This is a genomic window from Aneurinibacillus tyrosinisolvens (assembly GCF_001015055.1).
Lineage (GTDB): Bacteria > Bacillota > Bacilli > Aneurinibacillales > Aneurinibacillaceae > Aneurinibacillus_A > Aneurinibacillus_A tyrosinisolvens.
The window spans coordinates 103,579-117,809 of the sequence record NZ_BBWZ01000006.1 but is presented as its reverse complement, the minus strand read 5'-3'; the positions used below and the strand labels follow the sequence as shown (position 1 = coordinate 117,809).

The following is a 14,231-nucleotide window of genomic DNA, read 5'->3' as shown; positions in this document are numbered from 1 at the left end:
ATATTTATACTTTGGTGCTATTCTGTGCGTAACTGTGTAATACATCCATTTTTCACTTAACTAATCTCATCAAAGAAGGGATGAAGAAAATGGTTCAATCTGCTGGGAAGGTAAAGCCGCAGTGTTCTTCACTTATCGTGAAACTGGCAAACTGTTGGGAAGAAATAGAACAGGCATTACAACTGCGTTATCAGGTATTTGTTGAAGAGGCTGGAAACCTCTCTATGATGAATGAATCAAAAATGGAACAGGACAGATATGATAACTTTTGCGATCATGTCATTGTAAAGGATCTAGAGACTGACAAAATCGTTGGAACGTACCGTTTATTACCAGGGGATAGAACATCAGAAACGGCTGGATTTTATTCAGAAACGGAATTTGACCTGGCCAGCTTACAAGAACACAGAATGTTTACCCTCGAGCTTGGGAGAAGCTGCACCGCTCCGGAACACCGAAACGGAAGGGTCATCCAAATGCTCTGGGAAGGGATTGCAGACTACATTAAACAGCGTGATATTCGGTATGTAATTGGTTGCGCCAGCTTACATGTGACTGATATTCAAGCACTTAATAACATGTATACCATGCTTATCAAAACAGGATTGATTAGCAATCGATTTGGAATTTCCCCCCTTGCTACTCATCGGATTGACCAGCTTCAAATCCTCGACCTTGAGTTCTCTCCAAATGATATGATTCGCAAACTCCCTCCACTTATGAAAGGATACTACTGGCTTGGCGCTGAAATAGGCGGAGAGCCTGCTTTTGATCCGATATTTCAAACTACCGATTTTTTCATGATACTTGACCCTCTTAAAATTTCTAAAAGATACAAAAGGCATTTTTTAGCGAATAAATAATAAGGGAGAAAAGTATGTACAGTTGGATTGAAAAAGTCACAAAAAATGATCGGCTTCTACTTGCGATTAATAAACTATGCAAATATTTGCCGCGTCCTCTCCTGCTTATCATTTTGTCACTGATAGGCTTACTAATTTATAGCTGTATGCGAAGCGTTAGAAAACAAATCACACTGCACATGAGAGAACTTCTTCATGAAAAAAGCGTGCTTTCTATCGGCCAGACATGCAGAGATTATTTCCGCAATCTTATCATTGTTTTATATGAAATTATGATTGATTATCGATTTCTTGAAGGCTTACAAAAGGGCAGATTTAAAGTGGAAGGAGACGGCTTTCTTGACGAAGCTCTGCAGCATGGACGAGGCGCTATTGTGTTCTCTCCTCATATTGGAAATTTCTTTTATTACTACTGGTATCTTTCAAAAAATACCCTTGTTTGACAATTGCAACAGCAGAAAGCAGGGAACTTCGACCGATTTACCTCTTATTTGAGCAATTGGGATGCAGAGGGCTCGACTATGATTCTACTCCCCCTATCAAACTTATAAGGAGCATACGGGAACATTTAGAAGAAGGAGGAGTACTGTTTCTGTTGGGAGATTTTTTTCGACCTTCCTTTCCAACCGCTACGTTTTTCGGAAGGCCAACACATAGTCCAAACGGCGCTGTTGTACTAGCGCTGGAAAAACGTGTTCCCATCGTTCCTTTTTATGGCTATCGTGAGAAGGGATTTAAGCATCGATTGGTTTTCCATCCCCCGCTTTTTCTGTATAAAGAAGTAAGACCCGACCAGCGCAGAAAAGCAACAGATAAATTAAATGGTGTGCTGGAGGAAATGATTTGTCAAGTGCCTGGCCAGTGGTTCTACTGGTTTAACCTGGATGAGAGGTGGGATAAAACGGAGATTTGCTCTATATAACACCCACCATATTTAAGCCCTGGAAACGGTAGTAGAAGCCGATTCCAGGGCTTTTTTTATTTCACCTATTCTCTTTTTTGTATAAATATATCCACATTCAATACATTCCATCATACGTGAGAAATCAAGTACACCGACGGTTTCTACATCAGGCTTCAAAATGATATCCGCGTTTTTTATCACTTGTTTTCCCTGTAGAGCAAGATTCATACTTACAACGCGTGATAGGACAGAAATCATCGAAGGAAACGATGTGGTAACTGGATTGACAAATACAAGATCGATGGCGATTACTTTATCCGCTCCAAGTGCTTTAGCAGTCTCAACCGGGCAGTTATCTATAATTCCTCCGTCTACAAGCACCCGATTTTGATAAAGAACAGGCTGAAAAAGGACAGGAATGGAAAAGCTGGCTTGTACTGCATCAGCAACCATAGCGTCGGTGATGACATCCGATTCGGAATTTGAGGTGCCGAGTGAACGGGAAGCAAAAATGACTTGCCTGGCCTGGCCTAAATCTGCAGATAAAAAAGCTGCTGGCAATTGTAATTGAGACAACCGAGCATTTTTTGTTTTTTCTGCAATGAAATTATGAATTTTATTTCCTTTAATTAAACCTTGAACAACTCCCTTTCGCAGTACTAATTTCTTTAAAAAAGTAAAATAATCAATATCGATATATCGTTTGGTAATGGAGGGGATAATGTTAATTAGCTGTTCTGGTGAATACCCATAAGCATAAAGGGCAGCCACAATTGCTCCTGAACTGCTTCCTGTAAGACAATGAATCGGTATCCCTTCTTCTACGAGCGCCTGCAAAATACCCAAATGGGAGCAGCCTACAATTCCTCCTCCACCAAGTGCAACTCCGATTTTCTCCACTTTGTTCACCCCAATCCATTGCTATTTCTTTCAATTATTGGTTAAGAATACGTTAATTATTCTTTAGCAAAAAATAAAAGTATTGTATTAAGAAACCGTAAAATATTTATTATCGTTTGTAATTCTTTTCGATTTCACCTTTGAAATTCAGTGATTTATTTATAACATGATAGTCGAAAGGTTTATCACTAACAAAATCTAGTTCAGAGGTGAAGAATGGATGAAAAAATGGTTGCTGGCCTTGACCTTAGTTTTTACTGCATGTATGACGCCTTTTGCCAATGTTTTTGCTGCTGACCAAGAGAATTTGAAGCCTTCTAAGCAGGAATCGGTTTTACCTCTTGCAAGGACTCATGCTCATAATGATTATGAGCACACCCGTCCATTATTGGATGCCCTGGAACATGGATTTACAAGTGTTGAAGCTGACATCTGGCTTGTCAACGGAGAACTGCTGGTTGCCCATGATATAAAAGATTTACGTCCGGGACGTACATTAAAATCTCTTTATCTTGACCCGTTGAAGCAAAGGGTCAAAGATAATCACGGAGCGGTTTATCCAAACTATGAGCATGATATTACCCTATTGATTGATGTTAAGTCAGAGGCTGATTCTACCTATCGGGTTCTACACGAGCAACTTCGCCAGTATCAAAATATGCTGACCAGGTTCGCACCTTCAGGGGTGAAACCCGGCGCAATTACCGTTATTGTTTCAGGGAACCGTGCGGGTACCGTGATGGAGAAACAGGCTGTTCGTTATGCAGCTTATGATGGACGTATGAGTGATCTCGGGTCAAAAGCTTCGAACGAGTTTATCCCCCTCATCAGTGATAACTGGACTAAGCAATTTACATGGATGGGTAAAGGAGAAATACCGAAAGAGGAACAGGAGAAGCTGTATCAAATCGTTTCAACCGCTCATGCTAATGGTCAAAAGGTACGTTTTTGGGCTACTCCTGACACCCCTTCTCCTGAACGAGAAGCTGTGTGGAATGAACTTTTGCGGGCTGGCGTCGATATGATTAATACGGATGATTTGGCAGGCTTACAACAGTTCCTGATGAAACATGACCCGAAGCCGTCCGAACCTCAAATTACCTGGGAAACGAATAACTAAAGACCAAACAACGAAGGACTATGCTTACCCAGACTGCTTTTAGGAAAAGAAGTTGGGTGTATAGTCCTTTGTTTATTAAATGAATAATATGCTTTGGCATGGAAAGGGTATGTATACCCACGATAGGGAAATTATAATTTCTAGATATTAGCTAAATACAATGATCTGTCACCCTATTTAAGCGAGAGTAAACTAAAGTGCTACTGACAAGAAGGGAATAATCCATGCTGCATATAAATATTAGCAACCCTGCGGAGCTCATCTCTGCACTCCCCCACAACGTTAAACTAACCAAAGGTGACCTTTTAACCGAAGATTTTCTTCTATATAAAAACAATGGATTGGAAATCTATTATGCACCGTTTGACTACACGAATGAAACGGCAAAAGTTGTCATTGTAGGCATTACACCCGGCTGGAATGAAATGGAGATCTCCTTTCGGCAAGTTAGAGCAGCACTTTCAAGGGGATTATCATTTGAACAAGCTTGCAAGCTTGCCAAACAACAGGCAGCATTTGTTGGCAGCACGAGGAAGAATCTCTGTGAAATGCTTGATGACTTAGGCCTGCCAGCAATCTTTACTATAGAGAATAGCCAATCGCTTTTTCATGATAATATTCACTTATTGGACGCAACCTCTGTCATCCGCTACCCTGTATTCATTCATAGCAAAAATTACACCGGGCATAGCCCAAACCTTTTAAAAACACCAATCCTCCGGCAATTTGCAGTAGAAATATTCAGTGAGGAAATCAAGGCGATTAAAGATGCACTCATCATCCCACTTGGAAGTTTAGTCACTTCAGCCTTAGAGCTCCTCATCGAGCAGGGAATGGTCAAGAAGGAACAATGCCTCCTTGGATTCCCACACCCTTCAGGAGCGAACCGCCACAGGAAAAAACAATACGAAAAGGCAAAGCCCGAGTTAAAAACTATGCTATTAAAAAATCTTCTCTACCTTATGTAAATCACTTAAAGCTTGCTGTAGGTTTGCTTTTATCGTTAAATCATTAAAATCCAATCCAAGACTCACCATCGTCTGAGCAACTCCGGGACGAATCCCTGTTAGTATCGTTTTTACACCAACAAGTGTCAAGGCGCTAATAATTTTAAAAAGCTGATCCGCTACCATCGTATCCACAATCAGTACACCTGATAAGTCCAATATAAGATGAGATAACTTTCGGTTAGCTGCTTCTTTCAACGTCTCCTCCATTAACAACTTGGCTCTTTCTGTATCTACGTTTCCGATCAAAGGCAGGATAGCCACTCCTTTTGTAAGAGGAACAACCGGTACCGATAATTCAAAAAAGGCACGGTTCGCTTTTTCAAGGGTGGCTTGATGGAAATGAACATACGTTAAACTAAAAGAATAAACAGCCTTATCCAGGAGAGGATCGATAACAGATAGCACTTCAAATACAGTATCAACTGATATATTCTGTTCGTTTACTTCTTCGTGTATGGCTTTCCATATAAACGTTCGATAAAAACTCGTATCAAGTAAGGCTTCATCTAAAGGAATCCCTAAATGATAAATAAATTCCCCTGTCTCCTTGCCCCAGCTCAAAATCTTTTCAAAAGCTTTCTCATCATCTAATTTCTCTTTTAGTGTTTCCCCAAATAAACCAATGAAACCAGCCCGAATTTTTATGATATCTTCTTCTACATGGGCGATTTGCTGCTTTTCCTCTTCACTTGCCGCTGCTAACCTGTTTTCGTGCACTCTTTTCGCAATTTCATATCTTCTTTCTAAGATTTTTTCCCCCAGAAACTGCAGTTCGTTCTCCATTTTTTTCCTCCGAAAGTTTAGTTGATTAATTATGCCCCGTTTATTTCTGTTTCATGTTACTCCATACTTTCGATTGCCTGCTTAACATTAGCATAGGTTTTGATGGATGAGAAATCGATTCCTCCGCTAATCACAGTCTGGGCTATTTCAGGACGCAAGCCTGTCGCAATCGCCTTAATCCCCAACAAACGAAGAACGTTATGGATTTTAAACAAATGATTGGTGACAGCTGTATCAATCATTTGGATGCCGGAAAAATCAATAATAAGGCATTCAATCTCTAATTCGGCAACCTTTGGCACGACCTTCTCTAAAATGTAATTAGCCCTGTAAGAATCAATGGAACCGATCAGCGGGAGAACCGCAATTCCATCTTGAATCGGTACAACGGGTGCTGATAATTCAGCCATTTCCTTTTGAGTCTCTTTAATAATTTTATCTTTAAGTCGCTCAAATGCAAAGATGGTTTCATTAATACTTGTATCCAGCATGCAGTTGATCCGCTTGTTAATAAAGGTGACTTCTTTCGTAGAAAGTCCATGCTCCAGACCTATTTCGGTCATGCGTTCAGTAAAGACGATTCGAGTAGGCGGATAACGAACAATAATATCTGAAATTCTGCCGCCTAAAGATGCCTCGCGTTCTCCATTCTTTTTACTCCATGCAATAAGGTCCTCCGGCACTCCCTCTTCATCGCTAGTGATGGATTTCCCCAGGAACTCTATAAATTCAATATACATAATGACTGCTTGTTTTTTCTCCCACTCAGGAATTTCTAGGTTCATTCTTTGAAGAACACCTTCAACGATTTCAACAGCTAGAGGTTTTGCATCTTCAATCAGGTAATTAGCAACTTTAGAAATCAAACTCATCGCTCTCCTCCATACATTTAGTTATATAGTAATTAATTATAACAAATAACTCAGCCTGATTTTTCAACACCCAGATAATGCAATGCTTGCTTTACAGTCGCAAATGTTGGGACTGAGGACAAATCAACTCCAAGCTGGACGGCGATTTGAGCAAGCTCAGGTCTTATTCCCGTTATAATGGAACGAACACCAAGCAAATGAAGGACGTCATTAATTTTAAACAAATAATCGGTAACCATTGTATCGAGCGTATAGATGCCTGAAAAATCAATAATTAAACACGCAACGCTCTGTTCCTTTATTTTTGAAGGAATATCGTCTAAAAGGTATTTCGCCCGATACGAATCGATAGAACCTACCAGTGGAAGCACAGCGATTCCTTCAATAACAGGTACGAGGGGCGCAGATAATATGCTAATTTCTTGTAATGCTTTTTTGAGTGTTCTCTCGGTTTCTTTACGCTGTGTTATATCTCTAAGAACAGATTGAACTGCTTTTTTATCATCAAACATAATAGGATTACAATTCATTTCTACATCAACAAGTGTGCCATCCAGTCTGAATATTGTTTGTTCGATGAGTTCACCCGGTTCATTTTCTACTATACTCTTCTGTATTCTTTCTTTAATTACCGCTTTACAGTCTTCTTGAAAAATATCCAGCACACATGCACCAATGATATCTTCCTTAGCAGCTCTTAAAAATTTGGCGCCTGATTCATTGATATACAATACTTTATAATCAGTGTGCATGATAATCGTTTCTGCGGAAGATTCAACGATTTGACGATACATTCTTTCCCTTTTGATTAATGATTCATACGCTTCATCTGAAGTGTTTCCCATCATGTTTCCCACTTCCTTACCAAAAGTTTAGGCTATATAAAAAAATGATTGACCGTACTATTGTACTGCAAAACAAAAGTTACTTTTGGTCACAACTAACCTAAAACAACTATTCTATTTACCCTAAAAGTTCTGGTTTAAAACCTCTTAAAGAAAGATGATATGCTGGTTAAAAGATTTATATAAATGGCCAGGATTAAAAACGAACGTATATTTCCTTTTTTATGTTATAATAAAAGCGATAAATTCCAACGACAGAAAACAAAGAAACATCTAATGATAGTTCTTCAGGTTGTCGAGACATTCTCGGCAACCTTTCTAATTTGGGGTTCCAAAGGAGATGGGGTTCGATGTATGAACAAGCAAAAGAGCTGTTAAAAAAATATTATGGATACGATGATTTTAGAGAAGGCCAGGATACGATTATTAAAAGCGTACTTGAAGGGCAGGACACCCTGGGGATTATGCCGACCGGCGGTGGAAAGTCCATCTGCTATCAAATACCCGCCCTCCTGTTACCGGGAACGACGCTTGTAATCTCCCCCCTTATTTCTTTAATGAAAGATCAGGTAGATGCTCTCGATAGTCTTGGAATTCCTTCGACTTACATCAATAGTTCGTTAACGTATAAACAAGTAGAGAAGCGGATTAACGAGGCGCGGCTTGGAAAGTACAAGCTGTTGTATATTGCGCCGGAGCGCCTGGAGTCTGAGGAGTTCTTCTCCCTGCTTCAATCACTTGAGGTATCGATGGTGGCGGTTGATGAAGCCCACTGTATCTCTCAGTGGGGGCATGATTTTAGGACAAGCTATTTATCGATCGCTCCCCTGCTTGAGAAACTTTCCAGCCGTCCGGTTCTTTCAGCGTTTACTGCTACAGCTACACCGGAAGTCAGTACAGATATCGTAAAATTACTTTCTCTTCGCACCCCGAATGTATATATACGCGGATTTGACCGGCCCAACCTATCTTTTACGATTCTGCGCGGGGAAAATAAAAAAAGACTTCATTCTCCATTACGTGGAAGCAAACAAGGATCAGGCAGGGATTATTTATGCTGCAACGCGTAAAGAAGTGGACAGTGTCTATGAGTTTCTAAATAAAAAAGGATACAAAGCAGGCCGCTACCATGCGGGTTTGTCAGATAAAGAACGAGCGCGAAATCAAGATGAGTTCCTCTATGATGATATCCGGATTATGGTCGCCAGCAACGCATTTGGCATGGGGATCGACAAATCAAATGTACGCTATGTAATCCACTACAATATGCCGAAGAACATGGAGGCTTACTACCAGGAGGCCGGGCGGGCCGGGCGCGATGGGGAACCGAGTGAGTGCATCATGCTATTTAATCCGCAGGACATTCTGATGCAGAAATTCCTCATCGAGCAGTCCTTCCTTACAGAGGAACGAAAAACAAATGAGTATCGAAAACTGCAGGCCATGGTCGATTATGCCCATACGACCCAATGTGTGCGCAATTATATCCTGAAATATTTCGGGGAGGAATCAACCGAGGAATGCGGCCGCTGCAGCAACTGTACGGATGACCGGGAAGAAAGCGATATTACGGTCGACGCCCAGAAAATCTTCTCCTGTATTTGGCGTATGAAAGAACGTTTTGGTATGTCCCTTGTTGCCCAGGTGCTGCGCGGTTTAAAAAACAAAAGAATACTCCAGTTTGGCTTTGAAAATCTGCCAACGTACGGCCTGCTTCGCCAGTACACAGATAAGGAGATAACCGATCGGATTAATGTTCTCATTGCCGAAGGGTATCTCACATTAACAGGCGGCCAGTATCCGGTTGTAAAACTTGCGCCACGTGCCGTTCGTGTTTTAAAGGGAGAAGAAAAAGTTTTCCAGAAGGTGCGTAAGAAGCAGCAAAAAATTGTGGAGGATAACGCTCTGTTTGAGCAGCTTCGCCAGCTGCGCAAGGAATTATCCCAGCGGGACAATGTGCCGCCTTATATTATATTTCCAGACAGCACCCTTCGCGAGATGAGCGAATACTGTCCGACGGACGAGTCTTCGATGCTGGCCATTAAAGGTGTCGGGGAAGCGAAGATGAAAAATTACGGGCAGCCGTTTTTGGAACTGCTGCAAAAATATGCGGAAGAACATGCACTTGTTTAAACTAACCATGCCGGATGCTGCCGTTGCTGGTTTGATTTTGCATAAAACATGGAAAAAGAAACAAAATAGTTAGAGATACTAACGAAAAGAAACGGAGTGATCGCATGAAGCCAATTGAATACCTCATGACCCCAAAAGTTGATGATACGTTTGACTCCGACGCGATAGAGGCGATTATTAGCAAGGCAACGGAAATATTTGAGACAGATCCGGATAAGTATTATTGGCTTGCGGTTGAATCTACAGATGAGGGGTGTGCCATTAAGGACGAAAACGGAAATGTATGTGGTACACTTTCAGTGAACATTCCTGAGGCAATGTGGATTCTTACCGAAGAACAGGAAGAGCAGTATCTCTTTATGGCATTGCTGCCGGAAGAGTATGAGGAAGATCCGGATGTAGAATAAGGAAGAGGGCGGGTGGGCTATAAGCTGCCCGCCCCTTTTTTCATGAAAAGAGATACTAAAATTGGAGTTTTAGGATCAAGGGCTTAATCGCTCCAAAAAACCTTCTTTCGGAGAGTTATTTTTCCAGTGTCCTTGCGATGACTGCGCCAAATAGGAGTGCCCATACTGGAGCACTAACGTGGAACAAAGATACGTTAGACAAAGCAACAATAAACGCCGTTAACGAACTCAATGAATACTTTTTCCCGGCAAAACCCAATTGCAAGTTTGATAGAAGAACCCCAACAAGTGCAAATCCGGCCAACATCGAAATGAATGCCTGTGGCAGAGCTTGAATGAATGGAACGATTTTCCAGGCAAAAACTCCGAATCCCACCATCGCTATTCCCGATACGACAGCAGCAACATACCGTTGTGACTTCGGTCCGGAATCCGTGCCAGAGCAAATAGCTGTCATCATCCCGGCGATATTGGCACATTGTCCGCCGAAGAAACTAGTAATGACGGAAAAAATACCGCTTACAGAAACGATGTTGCGAATGGGCGGTTTATAGCCGGTACTTTGCAGTGCACCAACCCCGGGCGCCACATCGTTGCTTAGAATCAGCATTGCCAGGGGAACAGCCAGGGTTAGCAGCCCTTTCCAGGTGAATTCCGGCGCCTGCAAAGTTGGAAACAAATAAGCATTGCCCATCCCCTTCATTTCCAGCCCCTGTGTCCCCAACAACGCGAGAATTGCGACAACGACAGCCCCCAGTACAGGCGGTATTCGCTTGCTAAATTTCATGAGGATAAAATAACTGATCAGCGCTGCTCCTCCAACAATCGGCATTTCCTTTACAGATGGGACGAGCCGAACCACATAGCCGGCCACCAGCCCGGCCAGCATCGCGGAAATCACTTCTCTCGGAACCCACTTGATAATTTTCGTAAAGAGGCCGGAGATGCCAATAAGAAAAATGAGCAGCCCTGACATGAGATATCCACCGACTAGCTGGGGATAGGTAAACTGTGCTGTAACCGTAACCAAAAAAGCCACTCCTGTTAAAGAATGGCCCCCTGTAATCGGCATACGGTACCGCAGGGCCATCAGAATTCCAAACAATCCACCAAAAAAATAAACCGCAAACATCCAATTGATCGTCTGCTGATTCGTAAACCCCCCATTAGCCGCTGCTTCCAAAAGAATAATCGCCGGACCCGTCATAATTAAGGTGGCGGAAATAAGCCCGGTTGCCACGTTCTGTGCCGTCGCATCCGAGAACAGACTGCTGACCCAATTCCCGCGTGGTATCACACCCTCGAGGACTTCGGTTTCTTTGGGTAATTCCATCTTTTGCACTCCTGTCTACTGTGTTATCTATTAAAGGTTACATACAGTATACCATCTTACATGTTGGTGAAGCTGTTGAATAAGTAAGGGGTGTGCAGTCTGTAAACCGCCCACCCCTTTTCTTTTAAGCTTATTTGATTAACCCTTTGTTCTTTAGGAACGCTATCGCTACTTCTCTAGGATCCTGTTTATCTAAATCTACCTTAGCGTTCATTTCCGCCATCTCTTTCTCAGATATTTTCCCGCCAAGCTCATTTACGACGCCTTTCAGTTTTGGGAATTTATTCAATGCTTCCTCACGAACGACCGGAGCCGCATAATAGGGGGGGAAGTACTTTTTATCGTCTTCAAGCACACCAAGATTGAAACGAATAATTCTTCCGTCTGTCGTGTAGGCAGGAATGGCATCTATTTCTCCTTCTTTTACAGCAGAGTACATCAAGTTAGGATCAAGGCTTCGCTTATCTTTGAAATTGAGACCATATGTTTTAACAAATGCATCATAGCCATCTTCACGCTCGAAAAATTCTGCAGGGCCGCCAAAAGTAATTTCAGATGATCGAGGCGCAAGCTCAGAGATTGTCTTTACTCCCAGTTGTTTATATATCTCTGGATTTAAAGCAAGGGCATACGTGTTTTCAAAGCCCAGGGGCTTTAGCCATTCTAACTGGTATTTCTTCCTGTATCCTTCTTTTACTTTATTGTAAATTACATCTGCACTATCTTCCGGGTTGTACGGTTCTTTCAAAATGGTCAATAGGCCTGTCCCTGTATATTCAATATACATATCGATATCGCCTTTTTGAATGGCCTGGGTCAAGATTGGTGTTTCCCCGAGCCCTTCTTGTACGGTGACATTATACCCTGTTTTTTCCTTCACATATTCAGAGATAACGTAAGGAAGTATGTATTGTTCCGTCCACTTTTTACCTGAAATTACTACTGTATCTTCAGCATTGCCGCCTCTTAACCCAAAGAATAGGGCGAGGACTGCAATCGGAATCAAAATGAGGGCTCCTTTTTTCCAGGAGAATTTTTTTCTGGATTTTATATCTGTCGCCATCTCAATGCGTCTTAAGATAAGGTCAATCGCAATAGCCAGAACGGCTGCCGGTATTGCACCTGCCAGAACCAATTCATTGCGTGTTGTGGTTAATCCTCTGTAAATGATGTCACCCAATCCGCCCGCACCGATGAATGCCGCAAGAGTTGCCACGCCAATCGTTAGCACGGTTGCCGTACGCAAACCGGCCATAATAACGGGTATAGCGAGCGGAAGTTCAATCATGCGTAAAATCTGGTTTTTCGTCATTCCCATCCCCCGTCCGGCTTCTACCGCTGCCTGGTCAACACCGGAAATCCCTGTGTACGTATTCCTCAAAATCGGAAGCAGCGCATAGATGGTAAGGGCAATAATCGCTGTAACACTTCCTATTCCAAAAAGCGGGAGCAGAAAACCAAACAACGCAAGACTTGGAATGGTTTGAAACACAGAAGCAACGCCCATGACCGGCTCCGCCAATCTTCTTCTTCTTGAAATATAAATTCCTACCGGGATGGCGATGAGCGTTGCGATAAGGATGGATACAAGAGATAAAAATAGATGCTGCTGCAGCGCTTCAAGGATTTCTGGCCATCTTGTTCGGAAGGTATCGATTAATAACATAAAAAAGTTTTCCTTATTCATTTAACAATGCCTCCATCCCCGGGTGCTGCTATTTTCATACCGGCTAACCCTCTCATCATCGTTGCGCGGGTAATGAGCCCGACAAGTTTTCCATTTCGGAGAACAGGGATGGAGACGGCACCTTTGGCAAAGATTTCTGCCACATCAGTATATGAAGTGTCCGCTTCCACTGTCTGATAATCCTGATTCATAATATCTCTTAAAGTTTTGTCTTCATCAGCGTAATAACGTTCCACATTATCAATCGTAGCAATACCAATAAATTGATTTTGGTTGTCTGTTATAAGTAAGCTGTCAACTTTATACATTTTCATCGTTTTTAGGGCTTGTGCAAGTCCTCTAGCAGACCTTGCTGTTATCACTTTCTTGATCATCAAATCTTCCGCAATCGGCTGGGAGTTATTCCCTGCCTCCAGGCGCTCCTCCCCAATGAATCCTTTAACAAAATCATTCTTTGGATGGCGGAGAATTTTCTCAGGCGTATCAAATTGGACGATTTCCCCATCCTTCATGATCGCGATTCGATCAGCAATCTTGATGGCTTCGTCCATATCATGGGTAACGAATACGATCGTTTTCTTAATGTTTTCCTGGAGATTAACCAGCTCATCCTGCAGCTGTTCCCGGCTGATTGGATCGAGTGCGCTGAATGGTTCGTCCATGAGGATAATCGGCGGTTCAGCGGCTAATGCGCGGATAACGCCGACACGCTGCTGCTGTCCTCCACTCAGCTCTGCAGGAAAACGTGATTTATACTCTTCAGGGTCAAGCCCTACCAAATTAAGCAGTTCATCCACCTTTTTTTCGTAGCGTTCTTTCTCCCATCCTTTTAACCTCGGAACAAGGGTAATATTATCTTCAATTGTCATATGTGGAAGTAGACCGATTTGCTGGATGACATAACCGATGTTTCTCCGGAGCTGGACCGGGTCTTTATCGGAAATGTCTTCCCCGTTAATAAGAATTTGGCCGCTTGTAGGCTCAATCAACCGGTTAATCATTCTCATTGTCGTTGTCTTCCCACAGCCACTTGGGCCAATTAACGCGACCAATTCTCCCTTTTCTATATGAAAGTCAATATCTTTTAAGGCCACAAATCCATCCGGGTATTTTTTACCCACATGTTTAAAAGTAATCAATTAAAATCGCCTCAATCCTCAGTACATATTTTGTACCATCTACAACTGCTCGAATCTATTCCTTATTGTTATCGCCTTATTATTAGAAATATATAATTTCACGATACATTCTCATTAAAATGACCTCATACCAATACCAATTCCTCCTTCACATTAAAATAATTTGTGAACATTTTTCGAACAAATCTATTGCATAATTTTGAATAATATAATATTGTTAATGCATAAATCAAAT

General features: G+C 42.0%; 13 protein-coding genes and 1 pseudogene. 7 read left to right on the top strand and 7 right to left on the bottom strand.

What is annotated here, in order from left to right:
• Positions 1-80: 80 nt before the first annotated feature.
• The 3 genes from MBEAL2_RS07930 to MBEAL2_RS33510 are packed head-to-tail and all read left to right on the top strand — an operon-like array spanning position 81 to position 1,785.
• Positions 81-863 (top strand): GNAT family N-acetyltransferase, encoded by a 783-nt coding sequence (locus tag MBEAL2_RS07930; protein WP_236692720.1) that lies wholly within the window; start codon positions 81-83, stop codon positions 861-863.
• 14 nt (positions 864-877) lie between these two features.
• Positions 878-1,306, top strand: coding sequence for a hypothetical protein (locus MBEAL2_RS33515; RefSeq protein ID WP_052947569.1), 429 nt, complete (start codon positions 878-880; stop codon positions 1,304-1,306).
• Entirely contained in the window at positions 1,303-1,785 is a 483-nt protein-coding gene (locus MBEAL2_RS33510; RefSeq protein WP_161798189.1) for a lysophospholipid acyltransferase family protein, read from the top strand. Before MBEAL2_RS33515 ends, MBEAL2_RS33510 begins: the two co-directional genes overlap by 4 nt.
• 12 nt (positions 1,786-1,797) lie before the next feature.
• On the opposite strand, the gene MBEAL2_RS07920 is transcribed toward MBEAL2_RS33510, so the two are convergent.
• Positions 1,798-2,667, bottom strand: coding sequence for a patatin-like phospholipase family protein (locus MBEAL2_RS07920; RefSeq protein ID WP_052947567.1), 870 nt, complete (start codon positions 2,665-2,667; stop codon positions 1,798-1,800).
• 220 nt (positions 2,668-2,887) lie between these two features.
• On the opposite strand from MBEAL2_RS07920, the gene MBEAL2_RS07915 reads away from it, so the two are divergent.
• Positions 2,888-3,787: a phosphatidylinositol-specific phospholipase C/glycerophosphodiester phosphodiesterase family protein gene (locus tag MBEAL2_RS07915; RefSeq protein WP_052947566.1), complete on the top strand. Its 900-nt coding sequence runs from the start codon at positions 2,888-2,890 to the stop codon at positions 3,785-3,787.
• Between the two features lie 224 nt (positions 3,788-4,011).
• Positions 4,012-4,755 (top strand): uracil-DNA glycosylase family protein, encoded by a 744-nt coding sequence (locus MBEAL2_RS07910; RefSeq protein WP_052947565.1) that lies wholly within the window; start codon positions 4,012-4,014, stop codon positions 4,753-4,755.
• Here MBEAL2_RS07910 and MBEAL2_RS07905 read toward each other — a convergent pair.
• Genes MBEAL2_RS07905 through MBEAL2_RS07895 form a run of 3 tightly spaced genes read right to left on the bottom strand, consistent with a single transcriptional unit; the run spans position 4,729 to position 7,300 of the window.
• Entirely contained in the window at positions 4,729-5,580 is an 852-nt protein-coding gene (locus tag MBEAL2_RS07905) for an STAS domain-containing protein (RefSeq protein WP_047151774.1), read from the bottom strand. The two genes, MBEAL2_RS07910 and MBEAL2_RS07905, sit on opposite strands and share 27 nt — an antisense overlap.
• Before the next feature lie 56 nt (positions 5,581-5,636).
• Positions 5,637-6,452, bottom strand: a complete 816-nt coding sequence (locus MBEAL2_RS07900; RefSeq protein ID WP_047151773.1) for an STAS domain-containing protein — start codon at positions 6,450-6,452, stop codon at positions 5,637-5,639.
• Between the two features lie 50 nt (positions 6,453-6,502).
• On the bottom strand, positions 6,503-7,300 hold the full coding sequence (locus tag MBEAL2_RS07895) for a PAS domain S-box protein (RefSeq protein WP_236692719.1): 798 nt from the start codon (positions 7,298-7,300) through the stop codon (positions 6,503-6,505).
• Positions 7,301-7,647: 347 nt separating this feature from the next.
• Between MBEAL2_RS07895 and recQ the strand changes: the two are divergent.
• Both recQ and MBEAL2_RS07885 read left to right on the top strand, forming a co-directional pair.
• A pseudogene (recQ, locus tag MBEAL2_RS07890) lies at positions 7,648-9,430 on the top strand (DNA helicase RecQ).
• A gap of 104 nt (positions 9,431-9,534) precedes the next feature.
• Positions 9,535-9,837 carry a hypothetical protein gene (locus MBEAL2_RS07885; RefSeq protein WP_047151772.1) on the top strand — a complete coding sequence of 101 codons (303 nt, stop codon included), beginning with the start codon at positions 9,535-9,537 and terminating at the stop codon, positions 9,835-9,837.
• A 115-nt stretch (positions 9,838-9,952) separates the two neighbouring features.
• On the opposite strand, the gene MBEAL2_RS07880 is transcribed toward MBEAL2_RS07885, so the two are convergent.
• From MBEAL2_RS07880 to MBEAL2_RS07870, 3 genes are all read right to left on the bottom strand, one after another.
• Positions 9,953-11,170, bottom strand: coding sequence for a benzoate/H(+) symporter BenE family transporter (locus MBEAL2_RS07880; RefSeq protein WP_082129817.1), 1,218 nt, complete (start codon positions 11,168-11,170; stop codon positions 9,953-9,955).
• A gap of 130 nt (positions 11,171-11,300) precedes the next feature.
• Positions 11,301-12,857 carry an extracellular solute-binding protein gene (locus MBEAL2_RS07875; RefSeq protein ID WP_047151771.1) on the bottom strand — a complete coding sequence of 519 codons (1,557 nt, stop codon included), beginning with the start codon at positions 12,855-12,857 and terminating at the stop codon, positions 11,301-11,303.
• Positions 12,854-13,996, bottom strand: coding sequence for an ABC transporter ATP-binding protein (locus MBEAL2_RS07870; protein ID WP_047151770.1), 1,143 nt, complete (start codon positions 13,994-13,996; stop codon positions 12,854-12,856). The genes MBEAL2_RS07875 and MBEAL2_RS07870 overlap by 4 nt, the downstream gene beginning before the upstream one ends.
• Between the last annotated feature and the right edge of the window lie 235 nt (positions 13,997-14,231).